24 protein-coding genes are annotated in these 26,966 nt (G+C 63.4%); 6 read left to right on the top strand and 18 right to left on the bottom strand.

Annotated elements, in window-relative coordinates:
- Position 1: 1 nt before the first annotated feature.
- Positions 2-1,168 carry a lipid-A-disaccharide synthase gene (lpxB, locus tag CFE28_09985; protein OYU70287.1) on the top strand — a complete coding sequence of 389 codons (1,167 nt, stop codon included), beginning with the start codon at positions 2-4 and terminating at the stop codon, positions 1,166-1,168.
- Between the two features lie 42 nt (positions 1,169-1,210).
- Here lpxB and gltA read toward each other — a convergent pair whose 3' ends face one another.
- Together gltA and CFE28_09975 are read right to left on the bottom strand one after the other, a co-directional pair.
- A complete protein-coding gene (gene gltA / locus CFE28_09980; protein OYU70286.1) occupies positions 1,211-2,494 on the bottom strand; it encodes a citrate (Si)-synthase in 1,284 nt (427 codons plus the stop codon).
- A 55-nt stretch (positions 2,495-2,549) separates the two neighbouring features.
- The gene (locus CFE28_09975) at positions 2,550-3,956 is read right to left on the bottom strand and encodes a glutamate--tRNA ligase (protein ID OYU70285.1); all 1,407 of its coding nucleotides are present in this window, start codon (positions 3,954-3,956) and stop codon (positions 2,550-2,552) included.
- A 7-nt stretch (positions 3,957-3,963) separates the two neighbouring features.
- Between CFE28_09975 and CFE28_09970 the strand changes: the two genes are divergently transcribed.
- Positions 3,964-6,162 carry a competence protein ComEC gene (locus CFE28_09970; GenBank protein ID OYU70284.1) on the top strand — a complete coding sequence of 733 codons (2,199 nt, stop codon included), beginning with the start codon at positions 3,964-3,966 and terminating at the stop codon, positions 6,160-6,162.
- Between the two features lie 10 nt (positions 6,163-6,172).
- Here CFE28_09970 and CFE28_09965 read toward each other — a convergent pair whose 3' ends face one another.
- From CFE28_09965 to CFE28_09950, 4 genes are all read right to left on the bottom strand, one after another.
- On the bottom strand, positions 6,173-6,868 hold the full coding sequence (locus tag CFE28_09965) for a repressor LexA (GenBank protein ID OYU71659.1): 696 nt from the start codon (positions 6,866-6,868) through the stop codon (positions 6,173-6,175).
- Positions 6,869-6,958: 90 nt separating this feature from the next.
- Positions 6,959-7,747: an indole-3-glycerol-phosphate synthase gene (locus CFE28_09960; GenBank protein OYU70283.1), complete on the bottom strand. Its 789-nt coding sequence runs from the start codon at positions 7,745-7,747 to the stop codon at positions 6,959-6,961.
- Complete coding sequence (gene trpD / locus CFE28_09955; GenBank protein ID OYU70282.1) at positions 7,744-8,760, bottom strand: anthranilate phosphoribosyltransferase; 1,017 nt, start codon at positions 8,758-8,760, stop codon at positions 7,744-7,746. Before trpD ends, CFE28_09960 begins: the two co-directional genes overlap by 4 nt.
- A 2-nt stretch (positions 8,761-8,762) precedes the next feature.
- Entirely contained in the window at positions 8,763-9,353 is a 591-nt protein-coding gene (locus tag CFE28_09950; protein ID OYU71658.1) for an aminodeoxychorismate/anthranilate synthase component II, read from the bottom strand.
- A 109-nt stretch (positions 9,354-9,462) separates the two neighbouring features.
- On the opposite strand from CFE28_09950, the gene CFE28_09945 reads away from it, so the two are divergent.
- The gene (locus CFE28_09945) at positions 9,463-9,663 is read left to right on the top strand and encodes a hypothetical protein (GenBank protein ID OYU70281.1); all 201 of its coding nucleotides are present in this window, start codon (positions 9,463-9,465) and stop codon (positions 9,661-9,663) included.
- 8 nt (positions 9,664-9,671) lie between these two features.
- On the opposite strand, the gene trpE is transcribed toward CFE28_09945, so the two are convergent.
- A complete protein-coding gene (gene trpE, locus CFE28_09940; protein OYU70280.1) occupies positions 9,672-11,204 on the bottom strand; it encodes an anthranilate synthase component I in 1,533 nt (510 codons plus the stop codon).
- On the bottom strand, positions 11,201-13,126 hold the full coding sequence (locus CFE28_09935) for a rotamase (GenBank protein ID OYU70279.1): 1,926 nt from the start codon (positions 13,124-13,126) through the stop codon (positions 11,201-11,203). The genes trpE and CFE28_09935 overlap by 4 nt, the downstream gene beginning before the upstream one ends.
- A gap of 179 nt (positions 13,127-13,305) precedes the next feature.
- Here CFE28_09935 and CFE28_09930 point away from each other — a divergent pair, with 179 nt between their 5' ends.
- Together CFE28_09930 and CFE28_09925 are read left to right on the top strand one after the other, a co-directional pair.
- Complete coding sequence (locus tag CFE28_09930) at positions 13,306-14,049, top strand: triose-phosphate isomerase (GenBank protein ID OYU70278.1); 744 nt, start codon at positions 13,306-13,308, stop codon at positions 14,047-14,049.
- 27 nt (positions 14,050-14,076) lie between these two features.
- Positions 14,077-15,060 (top strand): aldo/keto reductase, encoded by a 984-nt coding sequence (locus CFE28_09925; GenBank protein ID OYU70277.1) that lies wholly within the window; start codon positions 14,077-14,079, stop codon positions 15,058-15,060.
- Here the strand turns inward: CFE28_09925 and CFE28_09920 are convergent.
- From CFE28_09920 to CFE28_09905, 4 genes are all read right to left on the bottom strand, one after another.
- Positions 15,057-16,457 carry an MFS transporter gene (locus CFE28_09920; protein ID OYU70276.1) on the bottom strand — a complete coding sequence of 467 codons (1,401 nt, stop codon included), beginning with the start codon at positions 16,455-16,457 and terminating at the stop codon, positions 15,057-15,059. The genes CFE28_09925 and CFE28_09920 overlap by 4 nt on opposite strands.
- 115 nt (positions 16,458-16,572) lie before the next feature.
- Positions 16,573-17,295 (bottom strand): hypothetical protein, encoded by a 723-nt coding sequence (locus tag CFE28_09915; protein OYU70275.1) that lies wholly within the window; start codon positions 17,293-17,295, stop codon positions 16,573-16,575.
- A 1-nt stretch (position 17,296) separates the two neighbouring features.
- The gene (locus CFE28_09910; protein ID OYU70274.1) at positions 17,297-17,920 is read right to left on the bottom strand and encodes a TetR family transcriptional regulator; all 624 of its coding nucleotides are present in this window, start codon (positions 17,918-17,920) and stop codon (positions 17,297-17,299) included.
- A 267-nt stretch (positions 17,921-18,187) separates the two neighbouring features.
- On the bottom strand, positions 18,188-18,448 hold the full coding sequence (locus CFE28_09905) for a hypothetical protein (protein ID OYU70273.1): 261 nt from the start codon (positions 18,446-18,448) through the stop codon (positions 18,188-18,190).
- 173 nt (positions 18,449-18,621) lie between these two features.
- Here CFE28_09905 and CFE28_09900 point away from each other — a divergent pair, with 173 nt between their 5' ends.
- Positions 18,622-19,053 carry a hypothetical protein gene (locus tag CFE28_09900; GenBank protein OYU70272.1) on the top strand — a complete coding sequence of 144 codons (432 nt, stop codon included), beginning with the start codon at positions 18,622-18,624 and terminating at the stop codon, positions 19,051-19,053.
- Here the strand turns inward: CFE28_09900 and CFE28_09895 are convergent.
- From CFE28_09895 to lptF, 6 genes are all read right to left on the bottom strand, one after another.
- Positions 19,050-19,880 (bottom strand): 16S rRNA (adenine(1518)-N(6)/adenine(1519)-N(6))-dimethyltransferase, encoded by an 831-nt coding sequence (locus CFE28_09895; protein OYU70271.1) that lies wholly within the window; start codon positions 19,878-19,880, stop codon positions 19,050-19,052. The two genes, CFE28_09900 and CFE28_09895, sit on opposite strands and share 4 nt — an antisense overlap.
- A complete protein-coding gene (locus tag CFE28_09890; GenBank protein OYU70270.1) occupies positions 19,877-20,875 on the bottom strand; it encodes a 4-hydroxythreonine-4-phosphate dehydrogenase PdxA in 999 nt (332 codons plus the stop codon). The genes CFE28_09895 and CFE28_09890 overlap by 4 nt, the downstream gene beginning before the upstream one ends.
- A gap of 15 nt (positions 20,876-20,890) precedes the next feature.
- Positions 20,891-22,240, bottom strand: coding sequence for a peptidylprolyl isomerase (locus CFE28_09885; protein OYU71657.1), 1,350 nt, complete (start codon positions 22,238-22,240; stop codon positions 20,891-20,893).
- A 61-nt stretch (positions 22,241-22,301) separates the two neighbouring features.
- On the bottom strand, positions 22,302-24,584 hold the full coding sequence (locus CFE28_09880) for an organic solvent tolerance protein (protein OYU70269.1): 2,283 nt from the start codon (positions 24,582-24,584) through the stop codon (positions 22,302-22,304).
- A gap of 43 nt (positions 24,585-24,627) precedes the next feature.
- Entirely contained in the window at positions 24,628-25,722 is a 1,095-nt protein-coding gene (locus CFE28_09875) for an LPS export ABC transporter permease LptG (GenBank protein ID OYU70268.1), read from the bottom strand.
- Position 25,723: 1 nt separating this feature from the next.
- Positions 25,724-26,869 carry an LPS export ABC transporter permease LptF gene (gene lptF / locus CFE28_09870; protein OYU70267.1) on the bottom strand — a complete coding sequence of 382 codons (1,146 nt, stop codon included), beginning with the start codon at positions 26,867-26,869 and terminating at the stop codon, positions 25,724-25,726.
- Positions 26,870-26,966 lie beyond the last annotated feature (97 nt).

Here is a 26,966-nt window from a genome sequence, read left to right as displayed (position 1 = left end):
CATGGCCCGTCCCCTCTGCGTCATGCTGGTTGCAACCGAAGCTTCCGGCGACGATCGTGGGGCGGGGCTCGCCGCAGCCCTGCGGGAAAAGCTCGGAGACAAGGTGCGGTTCATCGGCGCAGGCGGCCAGAAGATGGCGGCCGTCGGCGTTGAGTCCATCTTCGACATTTCAGAGCTGTCCATTCTGGGCGTCGTCGACGCCCTGGCAGTCTACCGGCGCGCCATGCAACTGGTGAAGCTGACCGTGGACCTGGCCATCCGGGAGCGGCCCGACGTGGTTGTGCTGATCGATTCCTGGGCCTTCAGCCTTCGGGTCGCCAACCGGATCCGCAAACAGATACCCGGCCTACCGCTCATCAAGTATGTGGCGCCCCAGGTCTGGGCCTGGCGGCGCGGTCGGGCAAAGGTCCTGGCCAGGTCTGTCGACCACCTTCTCTCCATACACACCTTCGATGCACCCTATTTTGAGGCTGAAGGCCTGCCAACGACCTTTGTGGGAAATGCGGCCCTGGGCGTCGACTTCCGGGATGCTGATCCAGGACGGATCAAGGCCGAGTTGGCCATTCCCGAAGGCGCGGAAATCCTGCTTGTCCTGCCCGGGTCCCGCCCCAGTGAGATTCGCCGGGTCCTCCCGCCCTTTGCCGAGGCGGTGGCGCGCTTGCAGGCCGACAGACCAGATCTGCAGGTCATTATCCCCGCGGCCCCCACAGTCGCTGAGGCTGTGCGACATGCTGTGGAGTCATGGCCGGTCCGACCGCATGTGGTTGACGGCGACAGGGCCAAGTACGACGCCATGAAGGCGGCCACGGTCGCGCTGGCCTGCTCTGGCACAGTGACCATCGAGCTGGCCCTGGCCGGCTGTCCCATGGTGGTGGCCTACAGGATCGATGCCCTGACTTACGCTTTGGTCAACTGGTTGGTCCGCCGCCCGATCACCCTGTTCAACATTGCAGCCAAGACCCTGGTCGCACCGGAATTCATTCAGGAAGACTGCACAGGGGAAAAACTGGCGGCGGCCATTTCAGACCGATTGAATGACCCGGCCCTGCGAACCGCCCAGTCGGCCAAACAGCTTGCGGCGCTCGACATCATGGGGAGGGGAGGGCCTGACCCCTCAATCGCAGCGGCTGACGCCCTGATAAGGATTGTGGGCGCTTCCCGACCATAAAAGAAAAAGGCCCTGAACCGGTGGGGTTCAGGGCCGAAATCCTTAGCCGCGCTTGTTGAGCTCGACATAATCCCGGTGCGGCGCGCCGGTGTAGATCTGCCGCGGGCGGCCGATCTTCTGCAACGGATCCTCGATCATTTCGCGCCACTGCGAGATCCAGCCGACCGTGCGGGCCAGGGCGAAGAGCACGGTGAACATTTCCGGCGGGAAGCCGAGGGCGCGCAGGGTGATGCCCGAATAGAAGTCGACGTTCGGGTAAAGCTTGCGCTCGATGAAGTAGGGATCGCTCAGGGCGACCTTTTCCAGTTCCATCGCCACCTTCAGCAGGGGGTCATCCTGGTGACCGACTTCCGCCAGGACTTCATGGCAGGTCTTCTGCATGACCGTCGCGCGGGGGTCGTAGTTCTTGTAGACCCGGTGGCCAAAGCCCATCAGGCGATAGCGGCGATCCTTCACCCCCTGAACGTATTCAGGAATGGCTTCAACGGTGCCGATTTCCTTGAGCATGTTGAGGGCTTCTTCATTGGCGCCCCCATGGCTCGGGCCCCACAGGCAGGCAATGCCAGCTGCGATGCAGGCGAAGGGGTTGGCGCCGGACGAACCGGCCAGACGGACGGTGGAGGTCGAGGCGTTCTGCTCGTGGTCAGCATGGAGGATGAAGATCCGGTCCATGGCGCGGGTCAGGATCGGGTTCGGCTTCCAGTCTTCCGCCGGGACGGAGAAGCACATGCGCAGGAAGTTTTCCGCATAGGACAGGTCATTACGCGGGTGCACGAAGGGCTGACCGCGGAAGTACTTGAATGCACGGGCGGCGATGGTCGGCATCTTCGCGATCAGGCGATGGGACGAGATCATCCGCTGCTGCGGATCATCCACATTGGTGCTGTCGTGATAGAAGGCCGACAGGGCGCCGACAGCGCCGACCATGATCGCCATGGGGTGGGCGTCGCGGCGGAAGCCCATGAAGAACCGGTCAAACTGCTCATGGAGCATGGTGTGATAGGTGATGGTGTGCTCGAACTCCTCGAACTCCTTGGCGCTCGGCAGTTCGCCGTGCAGTAGGAGATAGCAGACCTCGAGGAAGCTGGATTTTTCTGCCAGCTGGTCGATGGGATAGCCGCGGTGCAGCAGGATACCCTTGTCGCCGTCGATGAAGGTGATCTTGCTTTCGCAGGATGCCGTTGAGGTGAAGCCAGGGTCATAGGTGAAGACGTCGGCCTCCGCGTACAACTTGCGGATATCGACGACGGCTGGGCCGTCAGTGCCCTTCAAAATGGGCATTTCGACGGTCGTGCCGCCGACTGTAATCTTGGCCGTATCGCCCATGATATCCCCTCGAATACGGATTTTAAAACCGGTGTTATATTTGCCTTATACCGCCTTATGTGGACGGCGAAAGAGCATCCTCAATACGACCTAAACTTTCCGATTTCCCTAAGCTAACCAGAGTTCCTGCAAGATCTGGCGCCGGAGATCCCCCAGACAGGACACCGCGCAGGCCAGGGCCAATCTTGCCAAGGCCAACACCTTCGGATTCAGCGAATGTCCGAAGGCAGGCCTCGATGGCCGGCCCCTCCCAGACGGACAGATCACGCAGGACGGCGGCCAGCCGGCCCAGTCGCCCCCGAGTCTCTTCGGTGAGCAGTCCCTGGACCTTTTCATTGAGCTCCAGGGGTCTGACCTTAAGGGCGAAGACGACCGCGTCCGCCAGTTCCAGCAGGGTCTTGGCGCCGTCCCTGACCAGGGGAATTGTGCGGTGCAGTATCTCCGCATCCTCAACCTTGGACGGTTCTCCCCGACCTGAAAGGATCGCCGCGACCTCCACAGCCAGCCGGTCAATCGCCGCTAGCCGGATATAGTGATTGTTGATGTGGTTCAGCTTTGCCCAGTCCAGCCTTGCCGGGGCGCTGACCACGTCCTTCACGTCGAACCATTCGGCCGCCTTTTCGTCAGAAAAGATCTCGTCATCGCCATGACCCCAGCCCAGCCGGGCGAGGTAGTTGCGCATGGCCTCTGGCAGATATCCAAGGTCGGCGAACTCTCCGACGGCCTGGGCGCCATGACGCTTGGAAAGCTTTGCGCCATCCGGACCGTGGATCAGCGGCAGGTGGGCCCAGACGGGCACGTCCCAACCCAGGGCCTGATAGATCAGGGCCTGGCGGGCGGCGTTGTTGAGGTGGTCATCCCCACGAATGACGTGGGTCACCCCCATGTCATGGTCATCGACCACAACAGCCAGATTATAGGTTGGCGTGCCATCGGTCCTCAGCAGGATCAGATCGTCCAGATCCTTGTTCTGGAAGCTGATGCGTCCCTTGACCTGATCATCAACAATCGTCTCGCCATCCTGCGGGCTGCGGAGCCTCACGACAAAGGGTTGAGCTTCATCGTAATTCCCCACATGATCGCGCCAGACGGAGCGGACCACGCGGCCCTCCGCCCGGGCGAGTTCGCGCTCCTGCGCAAGCTCCTCCTGGGTGGTGTAGTCGCGATAGGCCATGCCCCGGGCCAGCAGTTCATCCACGGCGGCGCGGTGCAGGTCTGCCCGGGCGGCCTGGAAGACCGGCGTCGCGTCCGGGGTCAGGCCCAGCCAGGCCAGACCGTCAAAGATGACCTGTACGGCGGCCTCGGTGGAGCGTTCCCGGTCAGTGTCCTCGATGCGGAGCAGGAATGTTCCGCCCGTATGCTTGGCGTAGAGCCAGTTGAACAAGGCAGTCCGGGCCGTGCCGATGTGCATGGAGCCGGTGGGCGAGGGGGCGATACGCGTGACGACGGGTCGTTCGGACATGGACGCTATGACTTTGGCGGACAATGCCCCGACGGCGGTCGGGGACAGGGACGGGCGTCATATCACGCGTTATCTGAACCCTCCTAGTCCAAGGGCGCTCTGGGCGCATTTCCGGGAGGAAATCCGGGCGCAGATTGATCAATGGCCACTCTGGCTTCCGGTGGCGACCGGATGTGGTTCGGCCATTTATTTCATCCTTCCCCGCGAACCCACTGCCTGGCTCGCCTGGATCCTGCTGGGAGTGGCGGTCACCCTGGTGGCCTGTCGCCAAAGACTGGTCAGCGGACGCTGGATGCTGGCGGGACTTGTGCTTGTTGCATCCGCCGTCGGCGGCTTTTCGGCAGCAAAGCTGCGGACCGAGCGGGTGAGGGCGCCAGTCGTGCCAGCTGACCTTGGCGTTGTTGTGGTTGACGCCTTTGTCGTCGACATTCCGAGTCCCGGACAGGGCGGGCAGCGCCTCCTGCTGGCGCCCATCGCCATCAGCCGGCTGGCGCCTGAGGAGACCCCGATCCGTGTGAGGGTCACCCTCAAGCCGTCAGCCACCCTGCCAGCGCCCGGCCAGGTCATTCGCCTCAAGGCCATGATCAATCCGCCGCCGCCGCCAGCCAGTCCCGGAGCGTATGACTTCGCCCGGGACGCGTTTTTCGACAGCATTGGCGGTGTGGGATTTGCCCTTGGCGCGCCCGAGGTCATGGCTTCGAAAGCCGCTCCGCCCTTCCGGCTGGCCCTGCAGATGCGCATCAACGCCATGCGTTGGGCCCTGACCCGGCAGATCGTCGGCATTCTGGGGCCTCAGGAAGGTGGTCTGGCCGCCGCCATGGTGACCGGCCACGAGGCCTACATTCCCAAGGCCGAGGTGGACAATCTCCGGGCGGCCGGCCTTGCACACATCATTTCGATTTCGGGCCTGCACATGGCCATTGTCGGAGGATTCACCTTCGCGGCGATCCGGCTGGCGATTGCCGCCTGGCCCTGGCTCGCCCTGAGGGTTTCCGGAAAGAAGGTAGCGGCCCTGGCCGGATTCGCCATGGTCATGGGGTATCTATGCCTTTCCGGCTGGCCAAATCCTGCCATACGCGCCGCCATCACGGCCTCCTGCGCCTTCTGGGCCATGGTCTTTGACCGGCGTGCGATCAGTTTGCATACCCTTGGCATGTCGGCCCTTCTGATCCTCGCGGTCCAGCCTGAGGCCGTGACCGAACCCGGTTTCCAGATGTCCTTCGCCGCGACCTGCGCCCTGGTGGCCCTGGCGGAAAACTGGCCAAGGCCAGCCCGGGAAATTCAGGCGCCGTGGGCCATTCGGATGGTTCAAGGTGCGGGAACCCTCTTCATGGCCAGTCTGATGGCGAGCCTGGTGGCCGGACTGGCGACAGGGCCCTTCGCCCTGCAGCACTTCAACCGCATTTCGACCTATGGACTGGCGAGCAATCTTCTGGTCGAGCCGATCTCTACCTTTGTCATGCTGCCAGTCCTCGCCATCGGGGCTGTGCTCGCGCCCTTCGGTCTCGGCGCTGCGCCCCTGCATGTGGCGGGCGACGCCATTGCGGCCATGAACCGGATTGCCGAAGTGGCGGCCACTGCGCCGCTGTCCCAGATCACCGTGGCGAGCGCCCCATCCTGGACCCTGGCCGCGTCGTTTCTCGGTATCCTTTTCCTCTCTATCTGGAAGGGCCGCTGGCGATGGCTGGGCCTTCCCCTGGCCCTTGCGGTCAACCTGGCCCCGAGGCCGCCCCAACCCGACGCGTGGGTCTCTGCAGACGCCTCGGCGTTTGCCGTACGGTTGGGCGGGGAGGCCATATTCTTCAGGCCTGACGTGAAACTGTTTGCGGCCCAGGTCTGGGCCCGACGCCGCGGTTTGCTTGAGCCGACCAACCAGCAGGTTGCCCGGGACGCCGCCTATCAGTGCGACCGCTGGTCTTGCGTCCAGAGCAGGGCGGATGCGCCTGACATGGCCGCCGTGTGGACCCGGCGGGAAGGAACGGCTGAACGTGACAGGGACCGGCTCTGCAAGGCTGAGGTCCTGGTTCTGCGGGGTGACGCGGACCATAGCCCCTGTCCTTCAGGACTCGTCCTGAGCGCAGGGGATTTCAGGGCCGGTGGCTCGGCTGAGCTTTACAAACGTCCGGACGGGAGCTGGCGTATTGTCTGGGCCCAGCCCCTCCGGGGAGATCGTCCCTGGACGCACGGCGTGACATCCTCGGACTAGGCGAAAAGTCCTAGTGGTAACGTCGGATCAGACCGACAAGGCGACCCTGGACCTGAACCTGATCCGGGCCGAAAATCCGGGTTTCGTAAGCCGGGTTGGCGGCTTCGAGTGCAATGGAGGCGCCCTTCTTGCGCAGGCGCTTGAGGGTGGCTTCCTGACCCATGACCAATGCGACCACAATGTCTCCGGACGTGGCGGAGTCCGTCTTGCGGATCACCACGTAATCGCCGTCGAGAATGCCGGCGTTCAGCATGGAGTCGCCCTGGACTTCGAGGACGAAGTGTTCGCCAGCGCCCAGCATGTTTTCCGGCACCATGAGGCGATCGCGTTCCTGCTGGATAGCTTCAATCGGCGTTCCGGCGGCAATCTTGCCCAGGATGGAGAGTTCCCTTGCGTCGTTGGCGGCCAGGACAGAGGGCGCGCCTTCACCGGCTTCCACCAGTTGCGGCCGGAAAGAGCCCCGTCCCTTGGGCGGGGCGGATGTGGTCGCCTGTTCGGGCAGCTTGACCACTTCCAGGGCGCGGGCCCTGTGGGCCAGTCGCCGCAGGAAGCCGCGCTCTTCAAGGGCCGTGATCAGCCGGTGGATACCGGACTTGGACGCCAGGTCCAGAGCATCCTTCATTTCGTCAAACGACGGGGAGACTCCGGTCTCCTTGATCCGCTCATGAATGAACATGAGCAGCTCGTGCTGTTTGCGGGTGAGCATGTCGGCGGCTCCAAAGAACAAAGCGAAAACGTTCGCCGATGTTCTCTAAGCGTTCTTAGTTAATGTCAAGTTGAGGACCCGGGCCGCCAGTCAGCCCAGCAGGGTGCGGGTCGCCGCCGCCACATCGGCCTGCCGCATGAGGCTCTCACCCACCAGCATGGCGCGGGCGCCGACGGTCTCGAGACGCCGCACATCCTCCGGGGTGAAGATTCCGCTTTCCGTGACCAGAAGCGCCTGTTTCGGGGCGATTTCCGCCAATCCTTCGGTTGTGGCCAGGTCGATTTCGAAGGTCCGCAGGTTCCGGTTATTGACGCCCACAAGGTTCGCGCCGAGGGCCTCGGCCCTGCGCATTTCGGTGGCGTCGTGGACTTCCACCAGGGCGTCCATGCCAAGCCTTGCCGCTTCGGACATCAGGTCGGCCGCTATGGAATCATCCACCATCGCCAGAATCACCAGAATCGCGTCGGCGCCGAGGGCCCGCGATTCGGCCACCTGCCAGGGGTCGACCAGGAACTCCTTGCGGATCACCGGCAGGCTTGCTGCGCTCCGGGCGAGGGCGACATAGCTGTCATCGCCCTGAAAGCTCGGTGCGTCGGTGAGGACGGACAGGCAGGCTGCGCCGCCGGCCTCATATGCGGCGGCCAGGGCAGGTGGATCGAAATCCGCCCGGATCAGCCCCTTTGATGGTGAGGCCTTCTTGATTTCGGCGATCAGGGCCAGGCGCCCAGGGGCGTGGGCCGCGACGAGGCTCTGACGAAAGCCTCGGGGCGCGGAGACGCTCCTGGCCGCGGCTTCAAGGTCGCTGACCGTTCGAGCCAGCTTGCGCTGGGCGACATCAATGCGCTTGTAGGCGGCGATGGACTCAAGGATGTCGGTCATGGGCGCGGCGCTATCTCTACGAGCTGGTCTAGGACCTTCTTCGCAGCGCCCTTGTCCAGCAGGTCCTTGGCCATCGTCACCCCATCCCGCAGGGTTTCAGTCCTTTCACCCACCAGGAAGGCCGCCGCGGCATTGAGGGCCACGATGTCGCGATAGGCGCCTGTTTCCCCTTCCAGCAGGCGTCTCAGGGCTGCAGCATTGTGTTCCGGATCACCGCCCACCAGGTCGGCGAGACTGGCGCGGGGAAGGTCGACAGCCTCGGGCGTGACGGTGAAGAGCCGGACCTGTCCATCCCGCCACTCGGCGACGGCGGTCTCGCCGGTCGTCGTCATCTCGTCCATGCCGCTGCCATGGATCACCCAGGCGCGCTCCGAGCCCAGGGCGCCCAGGACCCGGGCCAGGGGCTCGACCCAGCGCTCGGAGAAGACACCCAGCACCTGGCGCGTGGCGCCGGCCGGATTGGTCAATGGGCCCAGCAGGTTGAATATCGTCCTGAAGCCTAATTCAGCACGGATCGGCGACACATGGCGCATGGCGCCGTGGTGGGCCTGGGCGAACATGAAGCAGAGGCCGGTCTCATCTAGGGCCCGACGCTGGATTTCTGGCGGCGCCGAGATGTTGACGCCCAGGGCGGTGAGGACATCGGCAGTGCCGGATTTGGACGACATGGCCCTGTTGCCATGCTTGGCGATCTTGAGGCCGCCGGCCGCCGCGACAAAGCTGACTGCGGTGGAGATGTTGAGGGTATGCAGCCCATCGCCGCCGGTGCCGCAGACATCGAAGGTGGGGTAGGGCGCTTCCAGGGGCAGGGCAGCCCGGCGCATGGCCCGGGCGGAGGCCGTGATTTCCCCGATGGTCTCGCCCCGCAGCCGCATGGCGGTGAGGGCGGCGGCCACCTGGGCCGGCGTCGGTTCGCCCCGCAGGCAGGCGTCGAAGAATTCGCCGGCTTCGGCCTCGCTCAGCGTTCCGCCGTCCGCCAGCCGCGCCAGCAAGGGCTTGAAGGCGTCCGACATGTCTAGGCGACAGCCAGGGGCGTCACGCCGGTCAGGCGCAGGAAGTTGGCCAGCAGGTGGTGACCGCCCTCAGTCGCAATGGATTCCGGGTGGAACTGCACCCCGTGGACCGGGCGGGTCTTGTGCTGGAAGCCCATGATCTCCCCGTCATCGGTCCAGGCGGTCACGGTCAGTACCTCAGGCAGGGTTTCCCTGGCCACGGACAGGCTGTGATAGCGGGTCGCCGTGAAGGGCTGGGGCATGCCCTCGAAAACCCCCGAATTGGTGTGATGCATGGGGCTGGTCTTGCCATGCATCAGGGACTTGGCCCTGATGACGTCGCCGCCGAAGACCTGGCCTATGGATTGGTGACCAAGGCAGACGCCCAGGATCGGCATGTCGGCCGGCACCTGTGCGATCAGGTCCAGGCAGATGCCGGCTTCATTGGGCGTGCACGGCCCGGGGGACAGAAGGATCCCCTGCGGCTTGAGACCCAGGGCCTCCTGAACCGTCAGGGCGTCATTGCGATAGACAAGGGTCTCGGCCCCAAGCTCGTTCAGATAGTGAACGAGGTTGTAGGTGAAGCTGTCATAGTTATCGATAACCAGGATCATGGGTTTCGTCTCTAGATCACCCTCGACAAGGAGGGAACCCGAAGTTGGCGCTTCGGCGTGATGATTGAGGCGGATTGCCAGTTTTCCCGCCCCGGCGGATGCTGCCGCCATGTCGCTCAACGATTCTGCCCTTGACCCGGAACAACTGGCGCTTGCCAAGGTGCTTTTGCAGGCGCCTACGCCACCTGTCCGGACCTGGGGGCCGCTGTCAGCCGCCGCTTTCGCTGCGGTTTCAGCCCTGGCCCTGGCTACTGCCAGTTTGCTGGTCCCGGCCTCTGAAGGCCGTCACGTGGTCCAGTCCAGCCGCTGACTGTCGCTCTAGACGAAACGCCAGCTCTCTTCGGCGGCGCGTCGCAAGGCCCGGGCCTTGTGCAGGGTCTCATCATATTCGGCGTCGGGATCACTGTCGGCGACAACGCCGCCGCCAGCCTGGACGTACATCATGCCGTCCTTGAAGCATGCCGTACGCAGGACAATGCAGGTGTCCACCGACCCGTCAGCGCCGAAATAGCCGACCGCGCCTGCATAGGCGATGCCGCGCTTTTCGATTTCCAGCTCGTCGATGATCTCCATCGCCCGAACTTTCGGGGCGCCCGACAGCGTACCGGCGGGGAGTGCGGCCATCAGCACATCGACCGGATCCAGGCCTTCCGGCGCATCGCCTTCAACATTGGAGACCAGATGCATGACGTGGCTGTAGCGTTCGACAAAGAAGCTGGCTGTGACCCGTACGTGCGCACCCTTTGAAGGAGTTGGCGGCGCATTGGACCCGGCCTTGTTCAGCATGGCCACGCGACCCACGTCATTGCGGCCCAGGTCTAGCAACATCAGGTGCTCAGCCCGTTCCTTGGGGTCTGCGATCAGGTCGGCTTCGAGGGCGCGGTCTTCTTCCGGAGTCGCGCCCCGGGGCCGGGTGCCGGCGATCGGCCGGATGGTGATCTTGCCGTCCCGCAGGCGAACCAGGATTTCCGGACTGGAGCCCGCCAGCTGGAAGTCCCCGAAGTTCAGATAGAACAGGAAAGGGGAGGGGTTCATCCGCCGCAGGGAGCGGTAGAGGGCGAAGGGGTCCTTGGCAAAGGGCGCGCGGAAGCGATGGCTGGGCACCACCTGGAAGATGTCGCCCGCCTGGATGAAGCCCTTGGCCTTTTCGACAATGCGATGATAGTCGGCGCGCTCTACCGGGGTTGTGAAGGCGTCGGGTTCGGCCACGCCGGCGCCTGTCAGGGGCGGGGCCGGCTGGCGCAGGTCGTCGTGAACGGCCGTCAAACGGGCCACGGCCTCGTCATAGGCCGCTGCTGCGTCGCCCTGTCCGGGCCGAACTGTCGTCACCAGGATGATTTCCTGGGCTATGGCGTCGAAGATCGCCACGATGGACGGTCGGATCATCAACCCGTCAGGCAGGTTGAGCGGGTCCGGGTTCACATTGGGCAGCTTCTCAACCAGCCGGATCATGTCATAGCCGATGGCGCCGAAAATGCCGGCGGACATGGGCGGCAGTCCGGCCGGCAGGTCCAGGCGCGAAGCGGCCACCAGGTCCCGCAGGCTGTCCAGGGCCCCACCAGACTGAGGCGTAAAGGCATTGGCCTCAATGGCCGCACCCTGCGCGACTTCCGCCTGGTCTCCCCGACACCGCCAGACGAGATCGGGCTTCATGGCGATCACGGAATACCGGCCCCGCCAGGCGCCGCCTTCGACACTTTCGAACAGGAAGGCGTAGGGGCGCGCGTGGGCCAGTTTGAGATAGGCCGAAACCGGCGTTTCGAGATCGTCAATCAGCCTCGTCCAGACGACCTGGGATGCGCCACTGGCATAACCGGTTTCGAAGGACGCAAGGCCGGGTTCGACAATCACTTCTTCTTCTCCGGCGCCTTGTCCGCTTTTGCGTCCAGCGGCTCCAGACCGAGGGCCACCCTGGCGACATTGGGGTAGGTCTTCGGCTTGATTGTGTTGCGCGCCGACTTGCGGGCGTCCGTTCCGATTTCCCGGAACAGGGTCTGGGTCAGCTGGGGACGGGTCGCCTCGGTCATGCGGCCAAGGGCGGTCGGAACAGGGCCGCGGAGGGCTTCTACCTTGCCGACGACAATGCCGAACGCCTTGGCGTCTTCACCATTGAAGGCTTCGCCCACCTTGAGACCGAAGATCTTGCCCATGGATTCCTGCGACAGATCCTTGTTCTGGGCGGCGTTCTGGCGATCCAGCCCAACGACGTGCGAGACATTGGCGCCAACCGACCCGGCCACGGCCTCCAGGGACTCACCCTTTTCGACGCGCTTGGTCAGTTCTTCCGCCTTTGCCCGGAGCCGCTTGGCGATTTCCTGAGCCATCCAGACCTGAGCGAGCCTGGGGCGAACCTCAGCCAGGGTGGGGAGGGCCTTTGGAATGATCCGGTCAACGCGAACAGCGAAGCTTTCGCCATTGCCCTCGTCCTCAATCTCGCTCTCGCCGCCCTGCGGCAAGGCGAAGGCCGACTGTACAAGCCTCTGGGTCAGACCATTGACCGGCTGACCCTGCATGTCGACTCCCTGCTCGGTGAGCGGACCCAGGGTGATGGTCCCGACTCCCGCCTTGGCGGCAGCTTCCACCAGGGTGGCGCCGCCAGCGTGGGCGTCGTCATACTTCTGGCTGAGTTCGTAGACCTTTTCTGCAGCGGCCGTCTTGCGGGCTTCGGCCTCAAGCATGGGGCGTACCTCCTGCAGGGTCGCCACATGGCCAGTTGTCACTCCCACGACCTTGACCACGGCCAGGCCCAGATCGCCCTGGACAACCTGGACCGCACCAACCGCCATGGCGAAGGCGGCCTCGCCGACCTTCTGATCAGCGATGGCGGCCTTGGGCTTTTCGGCATAGCCGATGGCTTCCACGCCATAGGACTTGGCGATCACCCGGGGATCTTCACCTTTTGACAGTCGGGCGGCGATGGTCTTGGCGGTGGCCGCGTCCTTTCCGGGAATCTGGATCACGCTGCGGACTTCCGGCTTGTTCAGGGTGTCTTTGCGGAAATCGAACTGCTTCTGGATATCGGCCTCGCTCACCGGCAGGTTAGCCCCCACCATGGCCGGGCTGAAGCGGACCACGGTCAGAACCCGGAACTCAGGCTTCATCAGGCGGGCGGCGTTTTCCTGCATGAACTTGGTCAGCTGTGCGTCTGTTGGCGGCGCCACCTGGGGCACAGCCCCTGGTCCCACTGAAAAGTACCCGACATTGCGGGTTTCCGTCATGTAGATCGCGCCAAGGGCGGAGAAGGCCCGGGGCGCGCGCAGACCATCAACAATCGCCGTCACAAGGTGGGTCTGGGCGATCTCGTCACGCAGGCCGGACTCGAACTTGTCCACTGTCAGGTTATTCTGCTGCAGGGTGTTCTGATACAGAACCTTGTCAAAGCGGCCCGACACCTGGTCGAAGAAATTCGGAATCTTCTCGATCTGCGCCTTGATCAGCTGGTCTGAGGGCCTCAGGCCCACCTTCTCCAGCAGGGCTGAAAATGCCTCCTGACTGGCGAGATCTTCAAGCAGCCTCGCATCATACCGGTTTTCCACCATAAGCTCGGTCGTCACGGGTTGACCGGACTGCTGCTCCAGTCCCTTCCGGGCCTGGTCCCAGCGCATCTTGAAATCCTGGGGGTCGATGGTCCTCTTGCCGGCCACGACGACTTCATTGGTCAACTGACCCTTGAAGACATCGCTGACCCCGAAGATTCCAAAGCTGATGACCAGGACGGCGATTAGGGCTGCAGCGAAGGGAGACTTGGCGAAGGTGCGGAATGACGAGAGCATGAAACCTTTCCCGGCTCCCGAAGCGGAGCCTGCCTTTGAACGCGGTATAGTGGGTGATGGCGACCCCCGGCAAGCGCCCCTGACGCCTTGGCGCCGCTGTATCCCTCCCTTGGACGGTGACACGGCCGCAGACTTGCCTTACCTCGCCCGGACGGGACTCGAAAAAAGGTCAATCCAGCATGTCTTTGTCCGCCTCCTTTATCGTCGGAAACTGGAAGATGAACGGGACCGAGCCGGCGCTGGATCAGGCGCGGGCCATTGCCGGCGGCTTGTCGGGCGCCTCGGCCCGGGTGGCAGTCTGCCCGCCCGCAACCCTTGTCAGCCGGATGGCCCAGACCCTTCAGTCATCAGGCGTGGCGATCGGAGGTCAGGATTGTCGGGCCGAGACTCATGGCGCCTATACAGGCGATATCTCGGCCGAGATGCTGGCCGATGCCGGGGCCAGTCTGGTGATCCTGGGCCACTCCGAGCGGCGGGCTGGCTATGGAGAGACGGACGCCCTGGTGGCGAGCAAGGTGCTGGCGGCCCTGCGGGCCGGACTGGAACCGATTGTCTGTGTGGGGGAAACCCTTGATCAGCGTCGGGCCGGGGACGCCCTGAAGGTCGTTGTCGGGCAGGTCGTCGGCTCACTGCCTTCCGAGGTGGCCAACCACCCGTTCGCGGTGGCCTATGAGCCGGTCTGGGCCATCGGGACCGGACTGACGCCCAGCATTACCGAAATTGAAGAGGTCCATGTGGCCATTCGCGCCGCACTCCGTGACGTGTTCGGAGCGGCCGGAGCAAGGCCCCCGATCCTCTATGGCGGATCGGTCAAACCCGACAATGCCGCAGAAATCCTCAAGGTGCAGGACGTAGGCGGCGCCCTGGTCGGCGGGGCTTCACTGAAGGCGGAAGACTTTCTCGGCATCATTCGTGCAGCCTGAGCCCAAACATTCCAGAGGAACCGAGACATGACTGAAACACGCAAGGTCGGTCCATTCGACGTCTTCCCCATTGGCCTGGGGTGTATGAGCCTGTCTCACGCCTATGGTCCTCCGCCGCCCCGGGAGCAGGCGGAGCGGGTGCTCAAAGGCGCCCTGGATGCTGGCTACAACTTCCTCGATACAGCGGCCGTCTATGGGCTGGGACACAATGAGACCCTGGTGGGCGAGGTCCTCGGCGACCTACGCAAGGAGTTCACCCTGGCCTCCAAGTGTGGCCTGAGCCGCGGTGATCAGCGCGAGCTGAACGGCAGTCCCGAGGTCCTGAAGGCGACCTGCGAGGACAGTCTGCGTCGCCTCAAGACCGATGTCATCGACCTCTATTATCTCCATCGCTGGGACAGGCGCATTCCGATCGAAGAGAGCATCGGGGCCCTGGCTGACCTGGTCAGGGAGGGCAAGATCAGGACCATCGGCCTGTCCGAGGTGTCTGCACCGACCTTGCGGCGGGCGCACGCCACCCATCCTATCGCCGCCCTGCAGACCGAGTATTCTCCCTGGACCCGAAATCCCGAGATCGCCGTGCTGGACGCCTGTCATGAGCTGGGCGTGACCTTTGTCGCCTTCAGCCCGGTCGGCCGTGGATTTCTGGCTGGCGGCGTGACGGATATGGCCTCACTGGCCGAAGGCGACTTCCGGGTTGGAATGCCCAGGTTCCAGGGCGAAGCCTTTGCGGCCAACCTTCAGCTGCTGGCCCGGTTCACAGCCATTGCCACCGACGCTGGCTGCACGCCGGCCCAGCTATGTCTGGCCTGGCTGATGCAGAAGGACCCGACGATCGTGTCCATTCCCGGCACGACGAGCCCGGATCATATGCGGGAGAATGCCCTGGCTGCTGGTGTGACCCTCAGCGCCGACATCATGGCGCGCGTCGAGGCCACGGTGAATACATCGACCGTTACAGGGCCCCGTTATGCTCCCGCCATGCAGGCCTCCGTGGACACGGAGGACTAGGCTGTTTGGGCGGCCGTCAACGACCGCGCATACAGGCGGCCGATGAGCCAGACCGAAACGCCGCCTCCGGCGACCAGGGCGGCGTGGAGGCTCCAGAAAGCGACCGGCGTCATCACTTCGTAAAAGCCGCCAATACGGCCGCTTATGAAGCTTCCCAGGGTGGTGGTCAGGGCGTTGACTCCCAGCATGGTGGCGTTGATCGACCTCGGCGCCAGGCGCGAGAAAAGGCTGTTCAGGGTCGGAACCGTGAACAGCCAGCCCAGGTTTGAAATGAAGTGGAACAGGATTGCGACCACCAGCGGGGTGCGCCCGGCGCCATTGATCCAGAACTGTGCCCCGGCCAGCAACATGGTCGCGGCCCCGAAGATCAGGCATCCGATGGCGATCTTGCTGAAATCATCCGGTTCGGCCCGGAGATCAGCCTGCCAGCGCCAGAGCGCCAGGATCGGAGGCAGGAGCAGGAAAGGCGCCAGTCCATCCAGGGATTGGAGCCATGGGATCGGAATGGTCCAGCTGGCGACCCGGAGTTCCAGATGATCGCGCACCCAGATGTTGTAGGTATTCCAGATCTGCGACTGGGCGACCCAGAACATGGCTGCGCCAGGGACAATGGCGAACAGAAATCCCAGCCGGATGTGGTCCTGTCTGGTTAGAGGCGCTGATTTTTCCCTGCGAGCGACACGGGTTTCTGCGGGCAGGTTCTTCTGTCCCATCAGGTAGACCACCAGGCCGACCATCATGCCGACGGCGGCAAAGCCGAATCCGAAGTGCCAGCCGTAGGCCTGACCAAGTGCGCCAGTCACCAGGGGAGCCACAAAGGCTCCAAAATTGATGACGCTGCCATAGATCTGAAAGGCGACACCCCGACGCCGATCTTCAGTGCTGTAGAGCTCGCCGATCTGGGGGGCCACGTTTCCCCTGACAAAGCCTGCGCCAGTGATCAGCAGCAAAAGCGCCACGAGAAAGGTGCTGTCAAAAGCCAGGGACAGGTGACCGGCGGCCATGCAAAGGGCGCCGATGATGATGCTGTTCCTGCGCCCCAGCAGCCTGTCGCCGAGAAAGCCGCCAATCAGGGGTGTAAGGGCGACAAGGCCGACATAGAGACCGAAAATCTGCGAGGCCAGGGCCTGCGTAGACAGCGGGCCCAGTACATTCTCAAGGGCGGCCCTGAATCCGGCGAACCCCGCAATGTTTTCCACATGCCCGGGCAGAAGAAGCTGGCCGACCATGTAGAGAACCAGCAGGCTCTGCATCCCGTAAAAGGAGATGCGGTCCCAGACCTCCAGCCCGGCCAGGACGCCCAGTCCTGCTGGGTGGCCGAAGAACCTTCGGTCTTCTGCCACGGGCTCTGGGGCGATCGACATCGGGGTATCCTCCGGGCGCCCGACCTGGATCATGCGCGATGGCGGCGGGACCAATCATCCCTACAGCGCCTCGGCCTCGCTGCAAGTCAGCTCATCATCAGAACAGGCCGATGCGCCCACTGCGCCGGATTGAGTGGCAGTTCCTGCCCTAAAGGCCGCGTTCAGCGGACGGCTTCCCGATGGCGAGCGCCGCGCCGAGGGCGAGCAGCCAGACCATCCAGATCATGAAGGCGTAAGGCGCGGCCTCCACAATGTGGAGCCCGGGGATGACGGTGGCGAAAAGTTCGGTCTGGGCCAGTACCCAGAGGGGCAGGGAAATCAGTCCGGGAGCGGTCGAGAGCCTCAGCCATCTGCCGGCCTTCCAGCTCGCCAGCAGGATACCTGATGTCCAGATGACCAGCAGGGTCTGTCCGAGATGCTCACCCAAGGCGACGCCACCATACTGGTTGAGCATCAGATAGACCTGCTCGGCAGCGGTCCGCGCGGCAGATCCCGGTCCTGAAGCGACATAGGCTGCGGCCAGGGGAGGGATGACGAACACCCAGCGCAACAGCCCGATGGCCTGGACGAGTCCACTGGCGACCCCCGACCAGGTGAAGATTGAAACATCCTGACCATGTTCCTTCTCCAGGGCCGCGGCGATGACGGGTGCAGCTATAAGGAAGACCACGGCGGACCAGGCAAATCCCGCCCACGCCCAGACGAGCCGTGGGCCGGCCTCATGTAATCGGGTGAGGACGATGGCGACCGGCTCTCGCAGCACATCATCATACCCGAACAGGCTGACAAGCCCGCCGTAGGAGACATTGGCCAGGACAAGGAACAGCAGGAGCAGGAGGGCAGCCATACGGCCATGGGAAAGACTTGGCATTTCAGGAGTCTCCGTGTCGCGGGCTTGGCTGATAGGCGGCCTCAATGAGCTGGCCAAAGGCCGTGTCCAGTCGGGTCCAGGTGTGGGGATCCCTCAGGTCCAGGCCTGAGAAGGCGCCGTCATTGTCTTCACGCAAAGCCAGATGGTGCGCGGCGGCGATCAGGATGGCGTTGATAGCTGGGGCGTCAATGCCAGGTGGCGGGCCGTCGGTCCGGGCCTTCAGGTTTTGGAACCAGTTCCGTATCGAAATAGATTTTGCTGCGCCCAGCCTGGTTGTCAGCTCATTTGTCTCCAGTAACTCCCAGGACAGGATCCGCTTCACCAGTGGCGTCTGTCTGAGGGCGGCCAGATAGCCGGCAAGGACTGAGCGCATGGACTCCGCATAAGAAGTTCCGGTGGTGACAGGCGAGCCCTGGGGCAGCCAGAATGAGAGGCTGTCGCCCATAGCCTCAGCCAGGCCTTCGAGGCCTCCGAAATAGCGATAGATGAGGACCTTGTCGCACCCCGCCTCCCGGGCGACGGCATTGACGCCGAAACTCGCATACCCGGTTTCAGCCAGCACGCGCTTGGCGGCGTCAAGGATCCGTTCGCGTGTCTGGTCGCGGCTCGAGGTGGGTGTTTTCATCAGGCGCTCTCCATAGTCACCGACCGGTGACTATGGGTATGTTACCGAGGAGTGACTGTCAAGATGCCCAAAGTCGACTTCCGCTTGGTGAAGTCAGGGGAGCGAATTGCAGATTTCAGGATCGCCAGTTCCGCCGCCTTGAGGAAGGGGCGCGTCAGGGTGTTGGCCCATGGAGGCCATCGGCCAGGCAACAAAAAAGCCGCCTCAATGAGGCGGCTTTCCCGTCGTAGGACCTGCTCGGCAGCCAATGGCGCCGAGCGAGTGGTCTTACTTGTGTTCCGGAGCGGCAGGTGCCATGGCGGCGTCAGCAGCCGGGGCGGCAGGAGCCATTGCGGCGTCAGCGGCCGGAGCAGCAGCGGCGTCAGCGGCCGGAGCGGCGGCGGCGTCAGCGGCAGGAGCTTCAGCAGGAGCAGCAGCGTCAGCGGCCGGAGCGGCGGCGTCAGCGGCAGGAGCTTCAGCAGGCTTGCTGCAGGCGGCGAGCGAGGCGACGGCGGCCAGAGCCACGACGGTCAGGGCGATCTTCTTCATTTGTTTCTCTCCCGAGTTGTCCGTGATGGGTCCCGACGCCACTGCGGAGCCGGAATCAGCCGATGGACAGTCAACATTCTTATGGCCACCACGGGTGCGGATCAAGCTTTCGTGAGGACGGAATTTTCACGGGCCTGCTCAGCTATTGATCAGGCCCGGATCAAGGATCGACCATGCCATCCATTCGCACAGAAATTTTCCTCAGACATTCGGCTGATCAGGTCTGGGCCGTCCTGGCGGACTTTGACCGCTATCACGAATGGAACCCGCTCAACATCAAGGCCAGAGGCCAGGCGGCTCCAGGCGCCAGGGTCCGCATGACCTTCCTGAACCTCGCGTCTCCCGGCAAAACGATCAATCAGACGGTGACCATCACGACCTGCGAACCCGGAAGGGCCCTGGCTTGGTCGGGATCCATTCCGTTGCTGTTCAATGGCCGCCACCATTTCGAAATCGTCCCTGAAGCAGACGGCGTGAGACTGTTGCACGGGGAGGATCTGGGCGGCTGGATCGCAAACCGTTTTTCGCCGCAGCAGATCCAGCGGGATTTCGTTCCCCACTATGAGGCGGTGAACCAGGCGCTTTCCCGGCGCGTTTCGGCCTAGCGCCGGCTTTGCAGGGCCCGGGCGAGGTCCAGAAAGCCGTTCAGGTCCACCGTCTCGGCGCGCCGATCGGCAGACAGGCCGGCAGCCTGACACAGGGTTTCCCCGCCCAGGGCCTTGAGACTGGACCTGAGCATCTTGCGCCTCTGCCCGAAGGCTGCAGCCGTGATCTGCTGCAAGGCCTCCAGAAGGTCGGACGGTATTGGCGACTCCACCGGGACCAGTCGGACAACCGCCGAGGTTACCTTGGGGGGCGGGGTGAAGGCCTGGGCCGGCACATCCATCACCTTGCGGGCGCTCGCGGTTGCAGCCGCCAGGACGGCCAGTCGCCCATAGGCCTCGTCGTCGACCGTTGCGGTTATGCGATCCACCACTTCGCGCTGAAACATCAGGGTGAGGCTTGCGGGCCTGAACGGTCCGGTAAGCCATTTGATCAGCAGTGGCGTGCCGACATTGTAGGGCAGGTTTGACACTATTGCCGCAGGCTGCCCCGCGAGCAGCTCTGTTTCATCGACCTTCAAGGCGTCTTCAAACACCACAGTCAGCCGGCCCTCGGCCGCCGCGGACAGGTCATCGAGCAGGGGTTTGAAACGGACGTCCTTTTCGATGGCGATGACCCGGGCGCCCGTCTCCAGCAAGGCGCGGGTCAATCCTCCGGGGCCGGGTCCGACCTCGATCACGGTGAGGCCCGGCGGCAGGTCAGCCAGCTTGGCGATCTTTCGCGTAATGTTCAGATCGAGCAGGAAGTGCTGCCCAAACCCCTTGTTGGCGATCAGACCGTGGGCGGCGAGGCTGTCGCGAAGGGGAGGGAGACTGGCGAGGTCTGTCACCGGGCCCTGCTGTCAGCGATCTGCCGGGCCATCCTGATTGCAGCCGTCATGCTGTCTGACCGGGCCTTCCCGGTTCCCGCGATATCAAATGCAGTGCCATGGTCGGGAGAGGTGCGCACAATGGGCAGTCCCAGGCTCACATTAACGCCGCCCCAGAAGTCGAGCATTTTCACAGGGATCAGAGCCTGATCGTGATACATGCAGAGCGCTGCGTCATAGCGATGGCGGTGTTCGGATGTGAAGAGGCTGTCTGCAGGGTAAGGCCCCGTGGCGTTCACCCCAAGCGTCTTCAGCTGGGCTATGGCCGGTTCAATGATCTCGACCTCCTCCCGGCCAATGGTTCCACTTTCGCCTGCATGGGGGTTGAGGCCGGCGACGGCGATCCTTGGATTGACGATCGCAAAATCACGTGTGAGCGCCTGCGCCGTCACCAGACCCGCATGGACTATGCTGTCCGACGAGATGGCCGACGCCACCTCACTCAGGGGCTTGTGGATTGTGACCAGGGTGGTCCGCAGACCATCGACGGCCAGCATCATGATGGGGCCGCGTTCACCCGCCAACGGCGTATCCGCGGTCAGGGCCCCCAGGTATTCCGTGTGACCGGGATAGCTGAAGCCTGAATCATAGAGCGTCGCCTTGGCTATGGGCGCCGTAACCAGCCCTGCGGCCTGGCCGGACAGGCAGAGTTCGGTCGCCTGTCGGATCCATTCGATGATTGCTGGCGCCGCCTTGCTGGAAGGTTGGCCGGGAACAGCCGGTACGCCCAGCGGGCTGTGAAGGACCGGCACAGCCTGCGGAAAGACGCCGGGGGCCTGGCTCAGGGCTTCTATCGCCTGGACTTCAAGCCCGCGCCCCCTCAGCTGATCGGCGTCTCCGACGACGGCGAAGCAGATGTTTTCAGCCCGGAGCGCCTGCCAGGCTCCCCCGATGATTTCCGGACCGATCCCGGACGGGTCTCCCGGAGAGACAATCAGGGGGCTGGAAGCCGACAAGGCGAAGGCCTGCCCTTACCGGGTCTCGATGGTCGCTGAATTCCGGAGATCGCGCATGTACCGCCGGGCGATCATGCTCAGTTGCTGGCTGAACAACCGGCCCTCGATCTGCTCCCGGCTTTGAGCCTCGTCGTCGCCGCCCGACCGCTTGCCGCAGATCCCCAGAATGTGGAGGCCGGCAGCCGTGCGAATGGGGTCAGAAATCTGGCCGACGGCTAGGGTTTCAGCGGCCTCACGGAAGGCCGGAGCCAGATCCTTGATTTCTGCTTCGCCGAGGTCGCCGGAAACGATGCCCGGGACTTTCGCAGCCTGGCTTTCCAGGTCTCCGCAACCCTTGATCTGGGCTTTCAGGGCCAGCAGCTTCGTGCGCGCAGCGTCCAGCTCGGCCGTGCTCGCCGACTGCGGCAAGGCGACAGCCGCCTGTTTGAGGCTGACCATGGCCGCACTGGCGCCGGCCCGCTTGTCCTGCAGATAGATGATGTAGACGCCGTCCCGGACCAGGATTGGCTTGGACAACTGCCCCGGCCGCATCTGTTCGACGGCAGCATCCACTTCGGCCGGCATTTCACCCGAGGTGATCCAGCCAACCTCTCCGCCAGCCGCCGCCGAGGCGGACGCCGAGAACTGCCGGGCCACAGACTGGAAGGGCGCGCCCTGCTGCAGCTGTGCAATCAACTGGGTTGCGCCGGAGACAGCCGTATCCATGCCGCCGACCCGGTTGGCGTCCAGGAAGACTTCGGAAATCTGGTACTGAGGCTTGGAGGCGGAGGCCTGGATCCTCTGCAGCTGGGCGTTGATCTGGTCGTCGCCAATGCGCAGCCTGGAACCATAGCGGCCGCGTATCCATCGCTGCCAGCTGACCTGGGCCCGCAATTGCTGCTTCAGGGTCTCGATACCGATATTCTGGGAGCTCATCTGAGCCGCGAACTGCTGGGCGGTCATGCGGTTCTGTTTGGCCATTTCGGAGATCTCTTCGTTGATCTCTTCGTCCGTGGCGACCAACTCGATCTTCTGCTCCTTCTCGACCCGACGCAGTTCGTGAAGCTGCAGCCGCTCATCGACAAGGCTGATCAGGGCCTCGCGCTGGAACTGGGGCAGGGTCTGTTCGGTGGGCTGGACGCCGCTGGTGGCGATGAGCAGGCGCATTCTCTGCGACAGGTCATAGGTCGAGATGATTTCATCATTCACGATCGCCGCCACTGAAGCCGATGCGGCCGCCGGAGCCGGAGCCGGAGCCGGGGCCTGCTCAGCCGGGGCAGGGGCTGCAGCCGGGGCCTGCGCCATAGCGGCCGGAGCCAGACCGACGGCGGCCGCAATGACCGCGCCGCGCGCCCACTGGCCCGTGACTTTCGCCGATGTTCTCATGGGATAGTGCATTCCTTTAAAGCGGATCGCGGCGTCGCCCGCGCGCTCAAGATCGTTCGAGTCAGTTGGCATATATCGGCCCGCCCAATGTGGCGAGGGTGAGGCGCACCGCAACAGACTCGGATTTGCCCAGGCGTCCGATCACAACGTCTTCCCGCCGGTAGATCACATCCACCCTGGTGCATTCGTCGCGGTAGACGATCCCCAGGTCCCGGATCAGCCAGGCGCTCTGGGCCAGATCCCGGTTTCCGTAGGCCGAAACGCCCCAGTGCTTGCTGACAAAAACCTCACCGCCAATATCGACGTTCTCTGTCTTGAGGCCTGTCGGTCCGGATACGTCCCGAAGATATCGGAGATAGCCATTGCCCCGCTTGAGGTTGACGTTCGCGCCAGCCTCGGCCCGCTGCAGGGCCAGATTGTCGCTGTCGAGGCGCGCGCGGCTGAAGAAGGACACGCCGGGCAGGGGTTGGGCGTCAGCGGCCACGATCCAGTCCGAAGCCTTCTTGGTCAGGCCGCTCGTGGTCGAGAAAACGGCGTTGTCGGCGTCACGATAACTGCGACCGATCAACAGACTGGCCCTCCGGCCATCATCCCACAGGACACTTGCGCGTCCGCCCAGATTTGCCCTCAAGCCGTCTTCATAGAGGTCATGACCGGGGAACTTGTCCGGACGGAAGAGATTGGTTTCGTCGAACTCGAACGCAATGGAGTCCTCGTTCAGATATATCGGCGCGCCAGTGACGCCCTTGCCGACCCGGATCTGGCGAACCCGTGGGGAAATGACAATTTGTCCAACAGGTTCAAGCACTACGGTGGATGTTTCGAACCTTCGGACGAAGGGCAGGGTGAAATCAGCGCCGGCCGTCACCAGGCCGCGGGCTATGCTGTTAGATTTTCCCTTTATGCCATTTAAATCATTCAGATTATAGGCGTCAAATCGAACATTTGCGAAGGGGATGACCCGCAGGCCTGCAGACGAAGTCAGGGTGGCGCGCCAGTCGGCTTCGCCCGAGACGCGCCGGCTGTCTATGCCTGGCAGTCGGAGCGCCGGTGAATCCGGCGACTGGTCACGGGTGAGGGCCACTGCAGACCCCAGCAGCCTGAGGCGACCGCCCAGAAGGTTCTGGTCAGGTTCCCATCGGGCTTCAACAAGGGGCGCGACAACCGGGAAGGTGCGATCACTGTCCCCGGGACGAAGCCCCTGAATTGAGAAGGCCGCCACAGACATCCAGGACTTCTGGTCCTGGCGGGTCGCGTAGACCTGGGAAATCAGTCGCCGATCGTCGGCGACATAGGGGCCGCGGGCCACATAGACATCACCGATATCGTACTTGTCGAAGATCAGCTTGTCCGAGGTGCGTTCGGCGCTGAAGCCCCAACGCCATTTTTCATTGAGGGCGAAGGCGCCGGTCGCCAGCATGTAGCTGCGCGAGGTGTCCGCCCCGAAGCCTTTGCCCTTGCCGTCAAAGTCCGTGTCGTGGGTGTATCCGATCCTGGCGTCAATGGCGCCCGAATTGAACCTCTGCCGGTAATGGGCATTCAGCAGCGGATTAATTTTCGTGTTGATCTGGGGACTTATCGTCAAGTCCGAAGACGGCGACAGGACCTGTACATAGGGCTGCTCATAGGACAGTCCCCGACGGTTTGACAGGCCATAGCTTGGGGGCAGAAGTCCCGATTTCCGCACCGCCTGTGGATCGGGGTGCCAGAAGACCGGCAGGTACATGACCGGGATGCCAAGAACCTGGATCGTCGCGTTCTTGTAGTAGACGACCTGGTGAGCCTTATCCTGCACCACCTGGTCAGCCTTGATGGACCAGCTGGGCGCCTTGGGGGCGCCATTCTCCGCGCAGACATCACAGGGGGTGTAGATGGCGCGGTTCAGCTCGTTGACATCGGCGCTGCGATGGACGGCCGATGCGGCGGCCAGTTTGATGTTCTGCCCCATCCGCGCTGAAAAGCCATCGATCGCTCCGACGCGCATGTTGTTGTCCAGGACCGCCTTGTCGGCGAAATCAACGGACTTGTCGGGGTTTATGATCTGGACGTGGCCCTCGACCGTCATGACGCCGCGGGCCTGGTCGTAGATCAGGTGGTCGGCCCGGACCGTCCGGCCCTGGTAACGGACTTCCACGGATCCGGAGGCGGTCGTGACCTGGGTCTTGTCATTGCGGGCGACTTCATCAGCCTCGAGGTAGAGTTCCCCTACCTGCAGGCCATCTGACGGAGGCGCGACGGCTGCCCGCTCATGCGCAGCATGCGCGATCCCGGACCAGGACAGCACCACGAGGGCGACGCCTGCCAGCAGACCGCGTTTGGCCGAGGGGACTCTCAACTTCATGATCTCCCCTCTAATGGCGACCGCGCTCTATGGCTAGCCGCCAAGGCTAACCATCCTCTGTGTAGCAGAGGAGCATGAGTCCCGACAGCAGGGCGATGGTTGGCGGCGCCCAGGCGGCCATGGACAGGGGAATGATATCTGCGCCGGCCAGGGCGCCAGAAAACTGGTTGAAGAAGAAGAACACAAACCCGAAGGCGGCGCCGACCCCCGCCAGTCCGGCGAGACCGCCCAGACGGTCGAGGCGCAGGGAAAACGCCGCCGCCAGAACCGCCATGGCTGCAAACAGCAGGGGCGTGGCCAGAAGCTGTTCCAGGCGCAGTCTGTAGCCCGCAGCGCTGAAGCCGGCGAGTTCGGTCTGCTTGATCGCGTTCGGCAGTTTCCAGAAGGCAATGGAGTCTGGCGACGAGAACCGCTCCATGGCGGATTCCGCATCAAGGGTGGATCGAATTGAAAGTGAGTCGGATCGCACCGAGTTTTCGCCGGCGGACGCTTCGCGCACATCTGTCAGGCGCCAGAAGCCGGGTATGAGCTCTGCGCTTGCCGCCTCAAGCCGCCGCTTGAACCTCGGCAGCCCCTGTTCGTCCTTCTGATAGATGTAGACCGAAACGCCCTTCAATCGCACCTGTCCCTGTCGGTTGTCCCTGGCCTTGGCATGGATCACCATCAGGTTCTTTTCATCTCCCTGCCTCATCCAGACTTCCTTGGGCGTGTCGCCAAGATAGTTGTCCATGAGACTGGCGCGCTTGCTTTCAAACCTTGCTGAAAGGTCCGCCGCCAAGGGGTTGAAAAGGGTGACCGTCAGGGCGCCGATCAGGAAGGCTGAGGCGGCGGAGGGAATGATGAAACGCCAGGCGGATACACCTGCCGCCCGCATGGCGACCAGCTCGCTTCGACGGTTCATGCCGATATAGGCGCTCATGCCCCCACCCAGAAACACGAAGGGCAGGAGGAGCAGGATCAGCCCGGGAGACTTGAAAAGGGTCATGATGAAGAGGTCGCCGACCCCGACGTCAGCCCTGACCCCCACAGAGCGGGAGAGATCCACAAATTGCACCAGCAGGATCACGGCCGAGATCACCGCCAGGGCGGAACCGATTCCGGCAAAGGTCCGGAAGAGAACATAGCGCTCAAGCCGCCCCATCCTACGCCGCTCCTGCCTGGCCGACGAAGCGCGCCGTGCGGGTCTTACGGATATCGATGAACCGCGAGACCCTCTGGCGGAAGATCCCGGCCAAGGCCCATGCGGCGCCCGCCACGGGAATGACGTACTGCATGACATTGAGCCAGGGGTCATTTTCGCTGGCGGCCTCAACGGCGAAACCGATGATGCGCAGTATCGCCGCTGCAGCGCCGATCGCGGCCATGCGCCGTCCATAGCCCATACGAGAAAAGCCCCCGCCGACAATGGCCCAGAGGGCGAAGCACATGAAGGTCAGGTTGTAGAGCGGCGTTGACAGCCTGGCGTGGCCCTCCGCCAGCAGCTTTTCATAGTTCCGCTTTTCCCAATCCTGGGTGAGATCCGGAAAGAACAGTTCGTGCAGATACCGGTCCGACGGCTTGTAGTGGACAAGCTCACTGGAGCTTGAAAGCGAAGACAGTTCAAACGGGTAGTCGTCAAAGGTAAGGTAGTTGAGAACCCCGCGCTTTGAGAACTCCTGGGTGGAGCCCTTGTGCATTTCAAGGACGGGCTTTCCGCCCCGCTTGATGATGCGGCCCTCATCAGCCGTGTATGTGGTGGCGGCGCCATCAGGTCTGGCCTGATGGATGAACAGGTTATGGATCAGGCCGCCATTGTCGATGCTCTGGGCATAGACGGTCAGACCGGGGACGGGCGCGGTGAATTCGCCTTCCCGCACCAGGGTTGAGGCCAGATCCGTCCGGACCTGGAACAGGACCTCGCGCATGGCCCGCAGGGAGGCCGGCTGAACCCACAGGTTCAGGACAAGGGCAAGGACGGTCAGGACCGAGGCCAGCCGCAGGGCAGGGGAAATGACCCGCCAGCGGCTCATGCCCCCAGCAAAACAGACGACGATTTCCTGGTCGACGTGAAGACGGTTCAGGGTCATCAGGGCGGCGACAAAGAGGGCGATGGGCATGACCATGTTGATCAATTGCGGCATGGCCAGGAGCGTGACTTCCAGGAAGATCAGGGCGCTCTGCCTTTGACTGACAATGATTTCGAGCTGGCTCAGGCTTGTGGACAGCAGGGCGACAGCCGTCAGGGCCGTGATCGCCAGCAGGGTTGGCGTCAGCAATTGTTTCAGCAGATATCGGTCAATCAGGCGCATGACGAAGAAAGTTGGTCCCCGCTGACGTTTTGGCGCGCCCAGGATGTTCAGGCGTTCTAAATCATGGGTCGCTGCGCCGCACAACCTTGCGAGAAGG

Source organism: Alphaproteobacteria bacterium PA2, assembly GCA_002256425.1.
Lineage (GTDB): Bacteria > Pseudomonadota > Alphaproteobacteria > Caulobacterales > Caulobacteraceae > Phenylobacterium.
The sequence above is the reverse complement of the archived record's forward strand: the minus strand, read 5'-3'. Positions and strand labels throughout refer to the sequence as shown.